Raw genomic sequence first — 20,222 nt, forward strand, 5'->3', positions numbered from 1 at the left:
TCATTTAACGGTTTGAATTAAAAAGATGCATTTACGCTCAGTGTATACTGGCGGCTCAACGGCAATGCACTGGTACCTACTCCATCTATCTCAGGGTCCTGTCCCTGTAACTTGCGATTGGCAATAGTAAATACATTGTTGACACCCGCTGCCAGCGACAGGTTTTTTACACCGGTCTTTGCCAGCCGGCTGGCAGGTATGCCATAACCTAAGCGGATAGCGTTACACCGCAGGTAGTTATTATTGGTAACTGTTCTCAAATCAGAGAATTTGTAAGCAGCATAAGGGTCTACTGACAAATTCTGGTTATTGATTCCGGCAGTTGCCGGATACGCGTAAGGAATACGCAACTGGTCTTCTGTTCCCAAATCCCTCAACACCGGGAAATCCGTGTACTGCTCATCTCCTGGTTTACGCCAGCGGTTAAGATAGTCTGTGGGCACGTTCGTATTGGGCGCTGGCACTCCGTTGCTGAGTAGTTTTGATGAACGGAAAGGATCATTCATCCGTTTGCTGCTGCCCAGGCTTACATAGAACAAAGCAGACAGCGAAAATGATTTATACCGGAACATCGGCTGAATAGAGCCTGTTATCACCGGAAAAAGCTGTCCGGAATATACCAGCAGATCATCGGGATTATTGGATGGCACTTTGCGGTCCAGTTTACCGATCATAGGAACACCGGTAGCAGGATTAAGCCCTGTGTACTGATAAGAGTAAAAGCTGCTGACAGGCTTCCCTGTCAGGCGTCCGCTGCCGGTCAGGTAAGAAAAGAAATCACCCTGGAAAACGCCATCGGCTACACGATTGACCACTTTACCTGTAGTGACCGTAAAGGAAAGCTGTGTATTCTTCCGGCGGATGGCATTGATGTCCACCAACAAATCCCATCCGGCATTGTACAGCGTGCTACCGTTACGGTACATGATGTCCATACCGTATTCGTAGGGGATCGGGACGTTGTCGAGTACGTCCACTGATTTTTTGCCGTAGACCGACATGTCCACGCGAAAGCGGTTATCGAACAAGGCGAAGTTGGTGCCGATATTCCATTGATAGGTCTTTTCCCATCGTAAATCGGGATAAGGCAGGGATTTGATTCTCAGGACAGGCAACCCTGTTAATCCGTCTCGTTGGTCAGGACTGGCATAAGTAGCGATCAGGTTAGGACCTACTGCCGTCACCACGTTACCCTGCGTGCCGTAGGAAGCCCGTACCTGCCAGTCAGTCAGCAACGTAGTAGCGGGGAACCAGCTTTCCATGGCTGCATTCCAACGACCGGAGAAACTAAAGTTTGGCAAAAACCTGGAATTGGAAAACTGACCGAACCGGTTAGAGCCATCGGACCTGACGGTGGCGCTGAATATATAGCGGTTCATCAGGCTATAGGCAACCGTACCGTAGTAGGACACCGAATTATCCAGCCCACTGTTGATCAGGTGCTCGGAAAGCTCTTTACGGCTGCGGTCCGCAGGAGAAAATGTTTTTCCACGGTCCGGAAAATAACCAGGTTCTGTTATGATGTTACCATTATATTTCGCGCTTCGGATTTCATTACCTAAACTGACATTGAACTGGTCCCGCTCCGCAAAAAAGCTTTTCGTATAATCCAGGCTGTTTCTCAGTCCCCAGATGAGGCTTTGCTGGTTCTGCATATAAGCCATACCTCCATAGGGGAGGCTGCTGGAGTTTATCTTCTGTCCTTCCGGCTTATCACCATAGGACCAGCCCCGTGTACTGGAAATAAAGAAAGTCTGTTCATCTGCCGCGGCAAAACCGTCTGCTCCATCAGTAATCACATTGGAAGTATTACGGAAGATAAGTCCCTTTCCGATTTTGTAGTCCAGGTTCAGGTTCAGGCTGGTGGAATTTTGGGTAGAGGTATTTTCGGAATGCGCAATTTCATTTAAAATATTCATGCGTATGGGCGTTCCATAAAATTTGAGGGGCACATTGGGACTGGTAGTTGAAGTTGCCTGCATGGGATAATAGTCATCGGGACTGAACACGCGGCTGGTCTGTATGGCATAAGTCAGCGGGTTGACGCCCTGGAAATAGCCGGTGGCGTTACGGTGGCTACTCTGCAACGAAACATCCAGGCTAAGCCGGCGGGTTACCTGTGAGCGCAGGTTGAAGCTGGCCGAATAAATCTTGTTGGCGTCCTGTTTGGCCGCACCATTGTTGCCGGAATAGGATGCGGATGCATAATACACGGTCTTGGCATTGCCGCCGCTCAGGCTCAGGGAGTGTTGCATGCTCAGCTGATTCCGGAACAACACCTTAAACCAATCGGTATTACGCGTTTCAATAGCGGCCACTCTTTCTTTGAATTCCGCTTCTGTAATATGCCTGGCATACAGCGCCCTGAGCAATCCTTCATAGGTCAGCTCTTCATCCAGGCCGGCATACTGCTCGTTGTACAAAACGTGATCTTCCTGCATCTGTTTGGAAAACATCACCCTCTCCCGGGAATTCATCAGTTTCATATTGTTGTAGGATGGCCGTGCCTGAAAGGAGAAGTTAGCGTTATAGGACACCTGCATGGGCCCTTCCTTACCTCTCTTTGTGGTCACTACGATTACGCCATTGGCGGCGCGGGTACCATAGATGGCAGTGGCGGCGGCATCCTTCAGAAAAGTAATGCTTTCAATATCGTATGGATTGAGGCCACCGATGGCGTTTCCCATCAGTTCAAAATTCGCGGAGCTGCCAGGAGACATCAGGTTATTGAGCAGTGCATTGGAGACATCTACCGGGTCAGGACGTATCATTCCGTCTATTACCCATAGTGGCTGCGTATTGCCCATCAGGGTGGAAGTGCCACGGATACGCATATTGGGTTTGGCGTTCACACTGCCCGAATTGTTGATCACCATCATACCCGGCACTTTACCCTGTAGCATTCTGTCCACCGAGGGTTGGCCCGGCTCAATAATATCCGCCGCCTTCAGTTTATAATAGGAACCGGTAGATAAGCGGGGATCAATTTTCTGGTAACCATTCACCACCACTTCCTGGATATCACGGGCAATGGTATCCATTTTGAATCTCATGATATCTGTTTCCTTAGGGTTGGCGCGGTAAACCAGTGGCTTCATCCCCAACAACATCATGCTGATCTGTTCATTGGGTTTGGCCACAATCATAAAAATTCCATCCGCTCTTGTAACCGTCATCTCCTTTGATTCCAGCCCTTTAATACTGACGCCGCCAAGCGGCTCCCCCTTTGGGTCTGTTACCTGGCCGCGTACTACAACGCCGGTCACTTTTACGTCTGCCGGTGCAATATTGACCGTTTTATCTTCATAAATAGTGATACCGCCCATATCCACGCTGAAATGCAGACTGGTGTTTTTCAGGAGCTGCTTCAGCAGTGTTTCGAGGCTTCCCTGTTCAACGGTGACAGTTACTGCCGGCTGACGGCTGATCAGTTCACTGTTGTACGTAAAACGTATATCCAGTTTTTTCCGGAGATCTTTCAGCACTCTGCTCAGAGGCGCATTGGTAGCTTTGTAGGATACTTTGCGGGAAAGAACGCCCCGGGCTGCAGCTTCCTCCTCCTGGGCTGTGGCTGCAAGGGTAGCCATCAGCAGGAAAAACGACAGCAAAACACTTACCTTCCGGACATAGCGTAGTAAGGCCCCTCGCAGGAAGGGCAGGCCCTGCAATTTTTTCATGTTGGTCTGATATTAAAGTTTAAGGAAGCAACCCACTGGTCGCTGAAATACCTGTTGTCAATCGCCGGTATTACGGCCGTTTAGTTTTTACTATTGTTTTTTACATGTACCGTACGGCCGTCCACTTCAAAACGGACCGTCTGCATACTTTTTGTGATTTGGTTGAGCACATCCTGCAATGCCGCAGGCCGGCGTATATCTATCGTAAAACTCATCTTCTTAAGGTCGGTATCGTCGAATATAAAATTGTAGTCGTAGCTGCGTGCCAGGCTGGCGGTAATATCCTGTAAAGGCGCATCCTCAAAGAACAGGTCCCCGTCTTTCCAGGCAGTGTAAATGTGTGCTTCCACCGGTTTTTTCTGCAGAGAGCCGTCGTGATGGTTTAACACTGCCTGCTCATCCGGTTGCAGTACCAGCTGCTCCTGCCCTGCCGTTACCAGCAGTTTGCCGGTGGCCAGCGTCGTTGTCAGGTCCTGCCCATAGGCGTTGACGTTAAACCCGGTACCGAGGACTTTCATGGCGGTTTTGCCGGCGTGGACGATAAAAGGCTGCGATGCCTGATGTGCCACTTCAAAGAACGCTTCTCCTTCTACCGTCACTTCCCGGGTGGCGCCATGGAAGGCAGCCGGAAAAACCAGTCGGGAAGCGGCATTCAGCCATACCTGGGTGCCATCTGCCAGCCGGAGCGAGAACTGTCTGCCTCTGGGCACATCCAGTGTGTCCATGACCGTTACCTGTTCCTCACCGCTGCCGGCTGCATACTCGAGATGGTCTGTATTGGCTTTTATACGGGCAATCGGATTGTTTTGTATCAGTTGCGTGTCCTGTCCGAGGGTGACTGTACGGCCGCCGGACAGGCGGAGCATGACTTTTTCCGCCGGTTGGGCGTTTGCCAGCTGTATGACCGGCTGTTTAGCCCGGAATGTCCACCAGGCGGCGCCGGCGGCCATTACTACCGCTGCGGCCAGCGCTGTTCTCACCAATACGCGTATACGTCCTTTCCGTTGGTCTTTTGCTTCGGTGAACCGCTGCCAGCCCTCGTCTGCTGAGAAGCTGCCAGCTTTCAGCCGGGCCTGCATTTCCCTGGCTGCGGCCAGCGCTTTCATTTCAGCGTCGGTCATACCGGAAGGCAGTTGCCCGTTCTCCAGCCGCTCCATCAGCTTTTCCCAGTCTATATCGTGCTCGTTGTTATCTAAATTCATATCTGATTATCATTAAGGCAATCGATGTTTAAAAAAGGGTGAAGGCATTTTCACCAGCGGGATAAAAAAAATAAAAAAGACACCATCCGCGCCATCCATCCACATTCCTTTCTTAGAAACTGCAACGCCAGTTTGATCTGTGTTTTCACTGTATTGACCGAAATATCGAGGACTGCCGCGATGTCTTTGTATCTAAGGCCATCACGGTTGCTCATGAGGAATATACGCTGCCGCTGTTCCGGCAAACGGGAAACCGCCGCCCACAGTGCCCTGTTGCGTTGTTCTTCCTCTTCTTTGTCTTCCAGTGGGAAATAGCGGGTCAGCTCCTCGATGACATGAATTTCTTCCAGCTGCGTTTTGCCGGACTTCCGGAGATAATTCAGTGAAGCATTTTTAACCGCACGGGCGGCATAACTCTTAAAGTCGTGTGTGATCCGGATGATATGGCGTTTATGCCAGCAGTACAGGAAAAAGTCCTGTACCACGTCCCTGGCCGCATCCTCGTCTTCCACAATGTAATAGGCTACCATACATAAAAATGTATAGTGTTGCCTGAACTGTTCCTCAAAGGAAACAGCCTCTCCTGATTCTGGTCGATGCATAAGCCACTTTGCGCGTTCATTGTTAGCCGTACAAAGTAAAAAATAATCCGGATTTATTTCCATCATCTCCTTTTAGCTGCGATTCACATAAAATCTGACGACAATCCTGTTATTATGGTCCTGGTATATGATAATTTATATCAGGCAATCATCTTCCTAAAAAGGGTGAAGGAGAAATCATATTTTTTTTATTTTAAAGGGAATTTATTTACCACCCTTTCTTGGACATCTGAAAAGTTAGCCTAACTTGCGCCCGATATTACCTATCTGCACTAGATAAGAACCCACAATGATCCCCTTATGAAGCGAATTTGGTTTAATATGGCAGTTTGCGCTGTCATCACCAGCAGCTGTAGCGGTAGTAAGTCTGACGATGTTACACCCAACCCTCCCCCGGCGCCTCAATGGTATCTGTCCGAAACCGTTATCCGTTATGAGTACAGGAATAACCCGCTGATAAAACCGGGCACTATCGACAGCATAGTCATGACCTATAATCCGGACAAGACACTCCATACCCACGAGGAATTCAGAGGCCCACGGAACAATTTCGGGGCCAGCTACTCCCTGTACAATGCTTTTTACGATCGTCAGAAGGTGACCAAAATGACTTACCAAAATAGTAAAACGGGCACTCCCGAGGTTGTCAACGAAACACGGTATGTCAATAATCAGCTGGTCCGTTTCTTCAAACCCGGATTTGAAACAACCCGCTATGATTCTTTAGTGTACGAGAACAATAAAATTGTGAAAGCGGTACACATCGATGACCAACCCTTAAGAAGTAAAATGTGGGAATACACCTGGGACAATGGCAATCTTGTGGAAATAAAAGCCTATATCTACGTTCCTGATGAAGGCTGGAAACCGGGCGGCATTACGAAAATAGAATACACCGATATGCCCAATATGGGCCTGGCTTCGGCGGCCTATGGACTACTGTGGGGAGGCGCTCCCAGCATAGCGCAACTTTCTGCCAACACCAGTCGCAGTACCGCTGCTTATTCAATAGATGGCAAGCTTTTGTATAAATACGCCCGCACTTATTCCATGAACGAGAATAACCTGCCGGCCATAGACAGCCTCTGGTACACGGACGCTGTTGCAGGTACCCCTCTGCTGTATAGCGTGTCACAGTTAAAATACATTGACCTGAATAAAAAATAACGGAAACCAATTTATATACAACAAAAAACTACTCATTATCTACATGAAAAAAGTGTGGCTTGGTATGGCAGCACTGGCACTAATGGCTGCCAGCTGCAGTGGCAACAAATCAGACGACATCGTTACACCCGAAGTTCCTAAAACACCTGACTGGCGGGTTGCCGGAATCATCGGCGTACATCTTGACGACAAAGGCGAAGCTTCCAACATCATAGACAGTACCGTGTTCGCCTATAATCCTGATAAGACTTTCAGTTTCCGGGAGACATTTCAGGGAGAAACGATGGACTTCTATTTCAAATACACGGTGGGATATGACAAGAACAATATCGTCAATCTGACCCGGAAATTCGGGCTGACAGGCACTCCCAAAGTGATTACGGAAACCCACCTTCTCAACAATCAGATCGTGCGCTACTTTGAGCCGGGATATGCCAACACACGGTATGATTCGCTGGTATACGAAAACAACAAGATTGTAAAAGTTGTATTCAAACACGAGGATATACGGGCCCACAAAATCTGGGAATACACCTGGCAGGGAGACAATGTGGTGGAAGAAAGGGCATACATGACCAACCAGGGCACCCTCGCGATGGAACTTGTCAGTATTTATAAACATACTTACAGCAATGTGCCTAATATTTTCAAATCCATGACCGGCTTACACCTGCTACGCGAGTATATACCCAACGTTCAGCAGCTTTCAGCCAACATGGTCAACACCACCACTATAACAGACGCCACAGGTAAGTTGCAATACCAGTTCGCTCATAGCCGCTCCATGAATGATAAAAACCTGCCGGCTACTGATACCGTTCGGCAGCAGACTTTCGGCAGCTTCCCAGGTGCGAGTAGCTCCGTTTCGCATTATAAATACATTGACCTGAACAAATAACAAAAAAGGCGCACTACCTAGTGCGCCTTTTTAAATCGTTCTTCCTGCACGGCTATCGCTTTGGTCAGCGTTCTCGTTTTTATATCGAGGTAACCGTTTCTCCCCTGCTTAAACTCAGCCTCCGGTACGGTCTGGAACTTAATGGTCACCTGACTGTCCGTATAGCCGTACTGTTTACCCAAACGGGATGAATCAGCCAGCTTCAGGGCGTAATGGTCCTCCAGGTATTCTTTTATCTCCTGCTGGGCCGAATAGGTCAAAATACGGAAGGCAAATCCTGCCACTTTATCATTGTAAGCCAATAGCTCTATATGTGGCGGTGCATAGCGGTCAAATAAGAGGCCCCCTTTACTGTCTATGCCATAAGAGATCATATTGGTGAGATCATACATCTTCCCTTCCCGCACATTGGCAATGCCCTGCAATATTTTCGCGGGCGCTTCGTCAAACAATAGTTTTGCCAGGTTCGTTTTTTGCTGGGCAAAGGTGGTAAGGGAAAACAGCCACATCAGGGTGGTTAACAGCAACTGTTTCATGGTATCGTTTATGGGGATAAATATACGCATTTTTGTGCCGACCCTTGTTGCCTGTCGTCATTAATTTTATCATAAATATCCGTTAAAATGGATGTGCCCTGCTTCCTCTGACCGCTATCTCATTGCAGCCTTAGAAAGCATAACGCAGGCCCAACTGCCCTTGTGCCTTTTTATCACGTATTGCCGAATATGACCATGGCCTTGTTTAACAACAGACTATCGTTGATTGTTTAGCTTAGGCCATGATACAACCCGGCTCGATACCGCATCCCATGAGGTCTTCATTAAACTTCATTTTCATGAAGCCGGCCATGACACCGTTAGCACCGGCCTGACTGAGATATACTTCGTGTTGGTTGGCATTGCGCAATACCATTGTTGTGCGGATGGTTTTTTGTTGATGGCCACCGATAACAAAATCGATGTGGGTAGAGCCGGTGGCGATGTTGCGGTTGTCAGCGATGCCTTCCGGTTGTTGGCACCCCAGGTGCGAGAGGCATATCACCACGTGGCAGCCGTGTTCCTTTTTCAGGCGTATTGCCATATCATTGGCCGCTTGTACCGGTGGCAGAAACGCAACGCCACTATCGGCCGGCAATGCTGGTCCTACGCCGGTGATACCGACTTTTAACGATCCCGCATATACGATTTTATAAGGCAATACCTGTCGCGCCAGTGTTTTATCTGTGAAATGGTAATTACAGTTGACCAATGCAAATTGCATATGGGGCATCAGTGCAGCCAGTGCCGCCTGTCCGCCTGCCAGTTCTCGGTTACCGATGGTAGCGGCGTGGTAGCCGGCGCGGTTCATGGCATCTATCGTTTCCCTATGCCCATTGACGTTAGCCGTGTCATCAAGGAAGTCGCCGGCGTCCAGCAACATGCCCTGATCACCGGAGGGGCGCAGGTTTACTATCTGTCCGTGCATATCATTGGTATGCCAGATCATGAGTTCGCGGTTGTTACCGGGAAGGTAGGTCGCATTGCCGGCAGTAGCAGCCAGTGATCTGAATGGTTGTTGCAGCAGCAGTAAACCTGTAGCCAGAGAGGTATTGCGCAGAAAAGCGCGGCGGTTGTTGTTCATATGTTATAGGGACCAGCAAGAAATTGCCGCTAAGATATATACATTCCCGTTATTTTTCCCTGTGAATTTTCCCCTGAAATAAATATTGATTGAAAAAAAATATGTGATATTTTTGCAGCGGTTTTTCAGACGCGGACCAACATATCCCTTTATCTAAATCTACAACACTATGGACGAGGCATTCTTAGGAGAGATTTTCCTTATAGCCTTCAATTATGCTCCTATCGGGTTTGAATTATGCAATGGCCAGGAACTTCAGATCGCTGACAATCAGCAATTGTTTTCACTCCTCGGTACCACTTATGGTGGAAATGGCCAAACCACTTTTGCTTTGCCCAATCTCCAGGGCAGGGTGGTGATGGGCCCTACCAACTATATACCAGGAGAAGCAAGCGGCAGCGCAACCAAAGCACTGACGCCTGCTCACATCAGCAATCACACACACGCTATCACCAGCAGTGATGTCCGGATGAAAACCGGCACTACCGCCAATATCCTGTTTCCTACCGCCGCTTATCCTGCGCCTGCCGCTGCCGGTGCTCCCCGGTATAGCGCCCAGGCGGATGAGAAAATGATGGAGCTGAACGTAAGCGATATGGTAACGCCTCAGGGAGGTGCATTTTTGACAGACGCCAATATTACCAGTAATAATCCTGTCGACAACCTGATGCCTTCCCTGTGTATGACCTATGTGATTGCTGTACAGGGCATATATCCTCAATTTTAATTAATTATTCCAGCGATCTATGCAAAAGAGTTACCAGCAGCAGTTGGCAGATATCATTATGACCGCATTCCCGGGTACCCCTAAAGGGTATATGCAGTGTACCGGTCAACTATTATCCATTCAACAGAATAACGCACTTTTCTCGCTATTAGGCACCACATATGGAGGCGATGGTAGGACCACCTTCGGGTTACCGAACCTCCGGGGCAAGGTGCCCATTGGCACCGGACAGGGAGCGGGTTTACATGCGCGTACACTGGCGATGACTGGCGGAGTAACGGAAGTAACGCTCACCGCCAATAACCTGCCACCGCATACCCATACCGTCCAGGATAACCGTCTTTCGTTACCTGCCGGCGACAACAACAATACACACAACCCGGTAGGAACTTATGCCGGTGCCGCAGCAGCGGGCAACTTGTACAGCAGTACAGCGGGAACAGGTGTTTCCGCTAAGATGCCGGATACACTAAAACTTGATGATGGTAGTCCAGCCACGGCTGTCAATAATATGCAACCCTACCTGGGGATCCAGTTTTTTATAGCACTGGAAGGCATCTATCCATCACGAAACTAGTGTCCACTCAGCCAATATCAACTATTCATGCCTTATATCGGAGAAATAAGATTATTTGCCGGCCAATTTGAGCCCAGGGGTTGGCTCTTTTGCGATGGGAGACTACTGTCCATTGCACAGTTTAGCTCCCTGTATGCCTTACTGAGTAATATCTATGGCGGCAATGGCACATCAAATTTTGGGTTGCCTGACCTTCAGGGAAGAGCAGCTATTCATGCAGGCTACCTGACGGGCAACAGTTATGTACCAGGGCAAAAACTTGGTAGCGAGGAAACGATCCTACTGAGCAATCAACTACCTTCCCATGTACACAAAATATCAGGTAGCGTGTATCAACCCGTACTGGGGGAAAACCCGGGACAGTTGTTATCACCCGACAATGCCAACATGGCCATCACTGCCGGGCAGCAGGTGTACAGCACTTCTAAATTCGGCACCTTCCGCATGGGGCCATTGAAGACAACCATACAGCTGCAAAACACCGGTAGCGGCCAGGCCTTCGAAAACATGCAGCCTTTTCTTGCATTGAATTATATCATCAGTTATCAGGGAGATTTCCCTTCACGTCCCTGACCCTGAAAGTAATGATGAAGATAGGAACACTTTTACCCGGATCCACCTTTCACCTGCTGCTGCAACACGATTTCCAGGCGGCCATGGCTGCTTATTTCCAATACCGGCAGACCAATACGGCACTGATCAGCAGCAACATAAAATATGGTACTGATGCCAATGTTGTGCATCAGGAAGCGGAAAAGATGCTGCTGGAAGAAAAGGTGGATATACTCGTGCTGTATGCAGATCAGGCCACACTGAAGCAGACTGCCGATCTCGCCCGGGCACTCAACAAGCTGATCATACTGGTACATGGCGGCGCTAAATACATGCATAGCTGGGAACCCCATCCGGCAGTGCTGTCACATACACTCAACAGCACTATTCACTGCAGGCTGACAGGCATGCATGCTGCCACACAGGCGGCACAGGCAGCTTTTTGCACCTCCTTCTATGATGGCGGGTATTCCCACTGTCATGCTATATCGGACGCCTACACGAACAACGGCGGCGAGTTGACCTACAACTATGTCAGCCCGCTCAAAACAGATGCATCCGATACAGCACCATTGCAGGCCTTCCTGAACGATAATCCGGCAACACGGGCATTGCTGTCACTCTTCAATAGCGATCCGGCTTATCATTTTTTGCAGCAGCTGCAACGGTCAGGCATCAACGATTTACAACTGTATGGCAGCCCCATGCTGCTGGATGAGACCTTACCAATGATGCACGGGCCACTGGAGCTGCCTTTCCGGCTTCGTGGGTATGTGCCCTGGGTATCTGTACTGGACAGCCCGGCCAATGAATGCTTCAAAACGCAGTTCAGACAGCATAGCGGACGGGAAGCGGGTCTGGCCGCCCTGCACGGCTGGGACACCGGTATCATCCTGGAACAAATACTCAAAACAGCAGACCAGCACCGCTTTCGCGCCGCAGAGATATTGGAGATGATGAAAGAAGTACAGCTGGAGAGCCCGCGCGGTGCCCTGCATATGGACGCAGCCACCCATCACATGCTGGGCCCCTCCTGGCTGGTGCAAATGAACAGCGCGTTTCAACCGGAAATACTTGGAGGCGTGGACAACACCACGCACACCTGGCAGGAAATAGTGAACACGAAACTGGAGGGACCGTCTTCCGGCTGGATCAACACCTATCTCTGCGCCTGATAGCAGCGCAGCCTAATCGCCAAAATGTTTTACATCCTGCGACACTGGATGCACAACGATATATTTCTTATACCTAAGAGTTCCCCTCTATGAAGTTAATTTTACTCCGGACAGTAATCTTTATACTATTACTAACTGGTATAGCCCCTGTTACGCAGGCTCAGTTGAGCCCCGGCGACCTGCTGTTTACCGGCGTCAATACTTTTGACGATGATACAGACGGCAACACACAAGACGACGCTTTTTCGTTTGTCATGCTGCGCGACTGTCCGGCCAATACAACGATCTACTTCACAGATCTTGGGTGGACAGGCAGCGACTTTCAGTCGCTATACTGTGGCACCGGCTCCCAGACAGACGGTATCATTGTGTGGAACTCCGGTAATGATGTAATCAAAGCGGGACAACCTGTTGTGATCACCTGCAAATACAAGCCCCACGCCACTATCGGCACGGCGACCGGTACGGCGGCTACCAGGGCATCTGCCAATAAAGAATATATCAGCCTCGGGCTGGCCGGCGACCAGCTGTTTGCCTTCACCGGCGGCGCCCCCTTCATTACTGTCCTGGCAGGCCTGAACATCAACCGGTCCACCTGGGAAACATCCCTGGACCCCTGTGAGTTCACCTCTTCCAAATCTATGCTACCAGGCAGTCTGACCGCCGCGCAGGTTCCCAATATCACTGCTGTCAACGGCCGCTACAACTGTAATGTGGCCATCGCCAGTTCCACAGCAAAACTCCAGGCATTGTTACTGAACACGGCCAACTGGGCCATGGACAATACCATGACTGCACCCGCCCCCACCGCATTTGATCTGATAAAAACACCGCCCTGTAACCTGTCCATCGTAAAAGCCGGTTTTGCCGGTATTTTATTCGTCAACAACCAGGCAGCTGTTCCCGGAGACGGCAGCAGCTGGGGCTCTCCCCTGCCAGAGCTGCGTGATGCACTGAATGCAGCGACAGACCCGGCTAATGGCATCCGTCAGATATGGGTAGCCAAAGGCACCTACAAACCCAGCACCACAGATCCCAATCAGTCTTTTGTACTGGTTCCCAACATACCAGTGTACGGCGGATTTGCGGGTGTAGAAGGTACGCCCGGCTCCCGCAATATTGGCGCCAACCCGGTTATCCTCAGCGGAGACATTGACAACGATGACATACTCACCAATGGTATTGCACTCACTTCTTCCAATATTAATGGCAACAACAGTTACCATGTGGTGACCAGCAATGGTGGCAATGTTACGCTCGATGGCGTGATCGTCACCGGCGGAAAAACCATCGCCTCGTTAAGTAATCCTCATGGCGCAGGTTTCTACACAGGCGCTTCCGGCAATGTAACCATCAAGAATACACGCTTTTATGGCAATAAAGGCGCCGGCGCCGGCGGCGCAGCCTATTTCCCCGCGACCGCAACAGCAACAATCTCCAACAGCAGCTTTTATGGTAATGAGGCGCTTACCAACGAGGCAGCCATCACGGCATACAACAACCTTACCATCACCAACGTTACTGTTGCCGGTAACATTTCCATTGGCATCCGGCAGAGCGGTGGCCAGCTTAATGCCTATAACAGTATTGTTACGAACAATACGGCTGTAGACGTATTTCCAAGCGGAGGCACTACCAACTACAGCTATAGTGTCATCAGTAGTATGTACTATGTCAACAGCACTCCTTCACAACCAGTTTCCGATATAGGTTTCACTAACCTGGCCACCGGCGATCTCACCCTGAAGGTAACCAGTCAGGCCATCAATCGTGGCGACCCGCAGACTAACGACATCAGCTATCCGCTGCAGGTAGACTTTAGAGATCTCGCTGGTCAAATCCGCATCAAAAACACCGCCATCGATGCAGGCGCTTTTGAATATCAGTCCCAGACACAGAACCTGATGTTCTTTCCGATGATGTCCGTTACCTACGGCGACAACGACGTCACCCCAACTACCACTACCACCGGCGACGGCGGTATCACGTATACATCCGATAACGCCGCAGTAGCTACCATTGTGGCCGGCAAGATCAGGAATAAAGGCGCAGGTACCGCACGGATCACGGCTTCAGCCTCCGCCACCAACGGCTATGATGCTAACAGTATCAGCCAGACGTTTACGGTGAAACAAAAGGTAATCACCCTTACAGCAGATCCCAAAACACGCCCGTACGGCACTCCTAATCCGACATTTACCGGCACTTACAGTGGTTTTGTCTACAATGAAGATGCTTCGGTAATCCGCGGCACGCCGGGATATATGACCATGGCCACCAGCACCAGTCCGGCGGGTACCTACTCCATCAATCCCATGGTAGCCACGTTGCTCAGCGCCGATAACTACAGCTTTGCCGGCGCTCCCGGGACATTGACGATCACGCAGATTGCACAAACGATCAATTTCACCGTCCCGGCTGAAGTACCTTATGGCACTCCTGTAATGCTGACAAAACAAACAGACGGCGGCCTTGATATCTTCTATACTGTCACCGGACCGGCGACCGTTAGCGGCAACGTGATCACGCTCACCGGCCTTGGCACCGTAACTGTAAAAGCCGAACAGTTCGGCGATGTTAATCACACCGCCGCCACACCGGTAACGCAGTCATTCACCGTAACAAAAGCGATGCTGACCGTGACGGCGAATGATAAAGCCCGGGGCTACAAACAAGCCAATCCGGCACCGGACTATACTATCACCGGATTTATGAATGGTGAAAACGCGACGGTTGTCAGCGGAACACCGAATATGCTCATCGGCGCTGATGTCAACAGCGACGCAGGCACCTACCCTATCACCATCACGAAGGGTAGTCTGACCGCTACCAACTATGATTTCACTGTTGTTCCCGGTACACTCACCGTTAACAAGCTGCCACAAACCATCACCTTCGCGGCATTGACAAACAAAATATACGGCGACGGGCCTGTTACGCTCAATGCCACCAGTGATGCAGGTCTTCCGGTAAGCTACACAGTAGCCGGTCCAGCCTCTCTTAGCGGCAATGTACTGACCATCACCGGCGCAGGTCCTATAACGGTCACGGCTACACAGGGAGGAGACGTTAACTACGACGCGGCAAACGCTGTCCCCAACGCCTTCTCCGTAGCAAAAGCCCTCCTGCAACTTACAGCTGACAATAAATCAAGAGAATATGGCCAGACCAATCCTGCGCTGACCTATACTTATAACGGTTTTGTAAACGGTGAAGATGATGCTGTATTAACCGGCACTGTCAACCTGTCCACCACCGCTGTTCTTAGCAGTTTGCCAGGTACCTATCCTATCGGGTTCAGTGCTGTCACCAGTTCGCCTAATTACATCATCACACCGACTGGCGGCACACTCACAGTAATCACGGCGCAGCAAACCATCACGTTCCCTGCTATCACAGATAAAACGTATGGTGACGCAGCCTTTACACTTGCTGCCACCACCAGCAGCAACCTGCCTGTCACTTATTCCGGCAGCGGGCCAGTCACCATCAGCGGCAATACCGTGACCATTACCGGCGCCGGCACCGTGACCATCACCGCTAAACAGGCCGGTGACGGCAATTATGATCCGGCACAACAGGTAACGCAAACTTTCCAAATCAACAAAGCGGTGCTTACCGTTACTGCGGTCAACAAAACGAAGACGTACAAACAAGTTAATCCTACCCTGGATTATAGCTTCAGCGGCTTTAAGAATGGGGACAATGCTTCCGCCTACAGCGGAATACCGGATATCAGCACGACCGCCACAGTGTCCAGCGATGCAGGCACCTACCCCATCACTATTACCAGGGGGAACCTGGGAGCCGTTAATTATGATTTTAGTTTTGTGGATGGTACACTCACCATCAATAAAGCATCGCAAAACATTACCTTCGCGGCCCTTGCCAACAAAACCTATGGCGATGCCTCCATCACCCTGAACGCCAACAGTGATGCCGGTCTTCCGGTAAGTTATACTGTGAGCGGGCCCGCCAGCATCAACGGCAACGTACTCAGTATCACCGGCGCAGGCACTGTGACCGTAACGGCAGACCAGGCAGGAGACGTCAACTACAACGCAGCTACTCCCGTTAGCCAAAGTTTCAATGTAGCTAAAGCCAATCTGACCATCAAAGCGGACAACAAATCAAGGGAATACTACCAGAACAATCCGCCGCTGACCTATAGCTACAGCGGGTTTGTAAATGGTGACGATGCTTCCGTGGTTACCGGCACGATCACCCCTACCACACCAGCTGATCTCTTCAGCCTGCCTGGTGGTTATCCCATCATGCCCAACATCGCCGCATCTGCGTCAAACTACCTTATACTGCCGGCAAATGGCACGTTGACGATTACCACAGCGCAGCAGTCCATCACCTTCCCCGCTATCAGCGGCAAGACGTATGGTGACGCCGCCTTTACACTCAACGCCACCACCACCAGCAGTCTGCCGGTAACCTATTCCGTTATCAGCGGACCCGCTACCATCAGCGGCACTACCGTGACCATTACCGGTAGCGGTGATGTGACCATCGGCGCCGACCAGGCAGGCAACAGCAACTATAACCCGGCCACGCAGGCTACGCAGACCTTCCGGGTAAACAAAGCCACGCTTACTGTCACCGCTAACAATAAAACAAAAGCGTACAAACAACCTAATCCGTTAATGGATTACACCTTTACCGGATTTGTGGGCACAGACAATTCCAATGTTATTAACGGTGCGGCTATGACCAGCACAACGGCGGACGTCAACAGTCCAACCGGTGCTTATCCCATCAATGTAAGCCTGGGCAATCTTAGCGCCAACAATTACGACTTCCGGTTCACAGCCGGTACGCTGACAGTCACCCCAACCGGCCAGCAGATTACTTTTGCCGCTATCCCGAATAAACAGTACGGTGATGCAGCATTTGCCCTCAACGCTTCTTCCGATGCCGGTTTACCCGTTACCTTCACGGTAACCGGCGGCCCGGCTACCATCAACGGCAGCACGCTGACCATCACTGGTACTGGTATGGTAACGGTAACGGCTACACAAACCGGAGATGCTAACTATAACGCTGCTACGCCGGTGAGCCAAAGTTTCAATGTAACAAAGGCACCGTTACAGGTAAAGGCAGATGACAAACAACGCGCCTTTGGCGCTGCTAATCCGTTGCTGACATACACCATCACCGGCTTTGTGTACAGTGATAACAGCGGTGTTGTTACCGGCTCACCAGTATTGAGCACCACCGCCAACGCCGCCAGCAGCGCCGGTACTTATCCGATCCGGGTTACTGCCGGTACATTAAGCGCCACTAACTATACCTTTACGCTGACAGATGGCACGTTGACCGTAGGCCCGGCAGACCAGTCCATCTCCTTCCCTGTCATCAGCGATAAAACTTATGGCGACGCTGCCTTTACGCTCAACGCTACCGCCAGCAGCACATTGCCGGTAAGTTATACCGTTGTCAGCGGGCCGGCTACTATCAGTGGTAATACCGTCACCCTCACCGGCGCCGGCGTTGTCACCGTCGCGGTTAACCAGGCAGGCAACAACGAATTCAAACCGGCACCGCAGGCCACCCGGACCTTCAACGTGGCCAAAGCTGCGCTGACCGTTACCGCGAAGAACGACACCCGTACCTATAACGGCACCGCCTATACCGGTGGTAACGACGTAGACTACACGGGATTTGTGAACGGCGACAACACCGGCAGATTAACCGGCACAGTGACTTACAGCGGCAACGCACAGGGAGCCGTGGACGCAGGTGCTTATAGCATCACGCCGGCAGGCCTTAACAGCAACGATTATACGCTGACCTACGTAAATGGTACCCTTACCATCACGAAGGCATCACAACAGATCACCTTTACTGCACCGGCCAACAAAAACCAGGGCGATGCTCCGTTCACACTCACGGCAACATCCACTTCCGGTTTACCTGTCAGCTTCAGCAGCAACAATACACCGGTGATTGCCGTAACGGGCAATACCGCCAGTGTAGGCAATGCAGGCACCGTTGTTATCACCGCCTCACAGGCCGGTAACAATAACTACGAACCTGCTACGGCCGTTACACAAACCATCGTGGTAACCGCCTACCAGCCGCCGGTGATCAGCGCCCAGGGCAACATCGTTTTCTGCCAGGGCGGCAGCGTAACGTTACAGTCCACGGTGGCGCCGGTGTACGAATGGTACCGCAACAATACGCTGATTGCAGGAGCAGGCAACCGTACCCTCACCGTCAGCGAAAGCGGCAGCTATACCGTAAAAGCCATCTACCCTGACAACTCCGGTCTAATGTCCACAGCGATGACCGTTACCGTGAACCCATTACCCACCGGCGACCTGCAGGTGAATGGCAATACCACCATCAGCAAAGGAGAACGCGTAACGCTTGTGGCATCCGGTGGCACCAGCTACAGCTGGGAACCGGCAACAGGCCTGAGCGACGCCACCGCAGCAGCACCGGTTGCACGGCCGGCCGCTACGACTACCTACCGGGTCACCATTATGAACGCGGCAGGCTGTAGCGTCAGCAAAGACGTTACCATCAACGTAAAAGAAGATTATAAGCTGGAGCCCAATAACATCCTGACACCTAACGGCGACGGTATCAATGACGTGTGGGTCGTGAAGAACATCGACATGTACCCGCAGAACGAAGTGAAGATTTTTGACCGTACCGGTCGCCTAATCTACCGTCAGCGTGGCTATACGAACAACTGGAAAGGTACCGTCAACGGTCAGCCCCTGGCGGAAGGCACCTATTACTTTATCATCGAGCTGGGTGATAACAAACCATTATTCAAAGGATTCATCACCATCGTACATGAGAACTAAACAGTTAGCCAGATACATACTGCTGCTGGGCGCAGGCGCGCTCAGCAGTCGCCATGCCGGGGCACAAACAGCCGGCAACCCGTCACAGTTATACGAGCCATTGGCAGCCCAGTATTTTCTGAACCCGTACCTCGCCAATCCGGCCATGGCCGGCATTGACACCGGGTTGCATGTACACCTCGCCTACCAGCGTCCCTGGTCAGATATGCCCGGCGCGCCCGAAGCCAAATCACTCACGGCAGATTATAAACTGTTTCATCGTGTAGGCATCGGCATGAATATTTTCAATGACAAAGCCGGTCTGCTCAACAATACCAAGGTCGCCTTTTCCTACGCCTATCACCTGCCGCTCCGTGCCGACGAACAGAGCATGCTCCATTTCGGCCTGTCCGGCGCTTTCATCGCCCGGCGGCTGGATACCAAAGCGATCAATGGCGATATGAATGATCCGAATATCGGCGCATTCAACCGGAGGGACAATTACTTCGAAGCTGATTTCGGGATGGCTTTTACGCATAAAGGTTTTTCCCTGCAAGGCTCATTGCCGAATCTGGTCAGCCTGGTAAAAGACAAATCATCCGATTTCGGCATCAACCGCAACCTGTTTTTCGCCGCGGCCGCCTACCGGTTCCCCATCAACGATCAGCTGACTTCCATAGAACCAAAGGTATGCCTGCGTGGCATGAAAGGGTATGATGATATCATCGATGCCGGCGCCAATTTTGTTTTCCTGGACGACCTGATCAATGTGTTCGGCATGTACCATTCCAGCCAAAGCTTCAGCGCCGGTGCTGGTATCAATTACAAGTCCATTGCCGGTTTCCAGCTGGTATATAACTCCCAGACCGCGGGGCTGGCCAACTATACCAATGGCACGTTTGAACTGAACCTGGTGGTGCATCTGTTTAAATAAGACATAGTGATAAAATACTATCAATTTTGATCATATTATTAATCATTCAATGCTTGTAATTTATTGATTTATAAATATTTGCATAGCACTTCTTTTGTTATCCTTCGTATATCCTATACGTATCCTGTACCTATCTCTTTGATAAGCGAGCCATGATTGGCCGCTAAACCGATATTATTTTCCCCGATATTATTTTCCCAGGGCTGAAGCCCTGGGCTACGATGTTATTCAGGTTCTTTCGAATTATGGGGTAATCATTCAGGGGGAAAACATCATAGGCAAAATCGC

The 20,222-nt window shown here is 50.7% G+C and carries 13 protein-coding genes; 8 read left to right on the forward strand and 5 right to left on the reverse strand.

The window, feature by feature from the left end; genetic code table 11:
• Positions 1–17 precede the first annotated feature (17 nt).
• The 3 genes from HHL17_RS22175 to HHL17_RS22185 form a co-directional block, all read right to left on the reverse strand.
• On the reverse strand, positions 18–3,677 hold the full coding sequence (locus tag HHL17_RS22175) for a SusC/RagA family TonB-linked outer membrane protein (protein WP_169226975.1): 3,660 nt from the start codon (positions 3,675–3,677) through the stop codon (positions 18–20).
• A gap of 80 nt (positions 3,678–3,757) precedes the next feature.
• Positions 3,758–4,879 (reverse strand): FecR family protein, encoded by a 1,122-nt coding sequence (locus HHL17_RS22180; RefSeq protein WP_169226976.1) that lies wholly within the window; start codon positions 4,877–4,879, stop codon positions 3,758–3,760.
• 50 nt (positions 4,880–4,929) lie between these two features.
• Positions 4,930–5,481, reverse strand: a complete 552-nt coding sequence (locus tag HHL17_RS22185) for an RNA polymerase sigma-70 factor (RefSeq protein ID WP_169226977.1) — start codon at positions 5,479–5,481, stop codon at positions 4,930–4,932.
• Positions 5,482–5,781: 300 nt separating this feature from the next.
• Here HHL17_RS22185 and HHL17_RS22190 point away from each other — a divergent pair, with 300 nt between their 5' ends.
• Together HHL17_RS22190 and HHL17_RS22195 are read left to right on the forward strand one after the other, a co-directional pair.
• On the forward strand, positions 5,782–6,648 hold the full coding sequence (locus HHL17_RS22190) for a hypothetical protein (protein ID WP_169226978.1): 867 nt from the start codon (positions 5,782–5,784) through the stop codon (positions 6,646–6,648).
• A 43-nt stretch (positions 6,649–6,691) separates the two neighbouring features.
• Complete coding sequence (locus HHL17_RS22195) at positions 6,692–7,546, forward strand: hypothetical protein (RefSeq protein WP_169226979.1); 855 nt, start codon at positions 6,692–6,694, stop codon at positions 7,544–7,546.
• 17 nt (positions 7,547–7,563) lie between these two features.
• Here HHL17_RS22195 and HHL17_RS22200 read toward each other — a convergent pair whose 3' ends face one another.
• Both HHL17_RS22200 and HHL17_RS22205 read right to left on the reverse strand, forming a co-directional pair.
• Positions 7,564–8,082 carry a hypothetical protein gene (locus tag HHL17_RS22200; protein WP_169226980.1) on the reverse strand — a complete coding sequence of 173 codons (519 nt, stop codon included), beginning with the start codon at positions 8,080–8,082 and terminating at the stop codon, positions 7,564–7,566.
• A gap of 235 nt (positions 8,083–8,317) precedes the next feature.
• Positions 8,318–9,166: a bifunctional UDP-sugar hydrolase/5'-nucleotidase gene (locus HHL17_RS22205; protein ID WP_169226981.1), complete on the reverse strand. Its 849-nt coding sequence runs from the start codon at positions 9,164–9,166 to the stop codon at positions 8,318–8,320.
• A 169-nt stretch (positions 9,167–9,335) separates the two neighbouring features.
• Between HHL17_RS22205 and HHL17_RS22210 the strand changes: the two genes are divergently transcribed.
• The 6 genes from HHL17_RS22210 to HHL17_RS22235 all read left to right on the forward strand — a co-directional run bounded on the left by HHL17_RS22210 (position 9,336) and on the right by HHL17_RS22235 (position 19,934).
• Positions 9,336–9,893 (forward strand): phage tail protein, encoded by a 558-nt coding sequence (locus tag HHL17_RS22210; protein WP_169226982.1) that lies wholly within the window; start codon positions 9,336–9,338, stop codon positions 9,891–9,893.
• Between the two features lie 19 nt (positions 9,894–9,912).
• On the forward strand, positions 9,913–10,470 hold the full coding sequence (locus tag HHL17_RS22215) for a phage tail protein (protein WP_206156121.1): 558 nt from the start codon (positions 9,913–9,915) through the stop codon (positions 10,468–10,470).
• Between the two features lie 27 nt (positions 10,471–10,497).
• Positions 10,498–11,043, forward strand: a complete 546-nt coding sequence (locus HHL17_RS22220) for a phage tail protein (protein WP_169226983.1) — start codon at positions 10,498–10,500, stop codon at positions 11,041–11,043.
• 11 nt (positions 11,044–11,054) lie between these two features.
• Positions 11,055–12,197 carry an ABC transporter substrate-binding protein gene (locus tag HHL17_RS22225; RefSeq protein WP_169226984.1) on the forward strand — a complete coding sequence of 381 codons (1,143 nt, stop codon included), beginning with the start codon at positions 11,055–11,057 and terminating at the stop codon, positions 12,195–12,197.
• Between the two features lie 89 nt (positions 12,198–12,286).
• Positions 12,287–19,021, forward strand: a complete 6,735-nt coding sequence (locus tag HHL17_RS22230) for an MBG domain-containing protein (RefSeq protein ID WP_169226985.1) — start codon at positions 12,287–12,289, stop codon at positions 19,019–19,021.
• On the forward strand, positions 19,011–19,934 hold the full coding sequence (locus tag HHL17_RS22235; RefSeq protein WP_169226986.1) for a PorP/SprF family type IX secretion system membrane protein: 924 nt from the start codon (positions 19,011–19,013) through the stop codon (positions 19,932–19,934). The genes HHL17_RS22230 and HHL17_RS22235 overlap by 11 nt, the downstream gene beginning before the upstream one ends.
• Positions 19,935–20,222: the final 288 nt, after the last annotated feature.

The organism is Chitinophaga fulva, from assembly GCF_012927205.1.
Taxonomy (GTDB): Bacteria; Bacteroidota; Bacteroidia; order Chitinophagales; family Chitinophagaceae; genus Chitinophaga; species Chitinophaga fulva.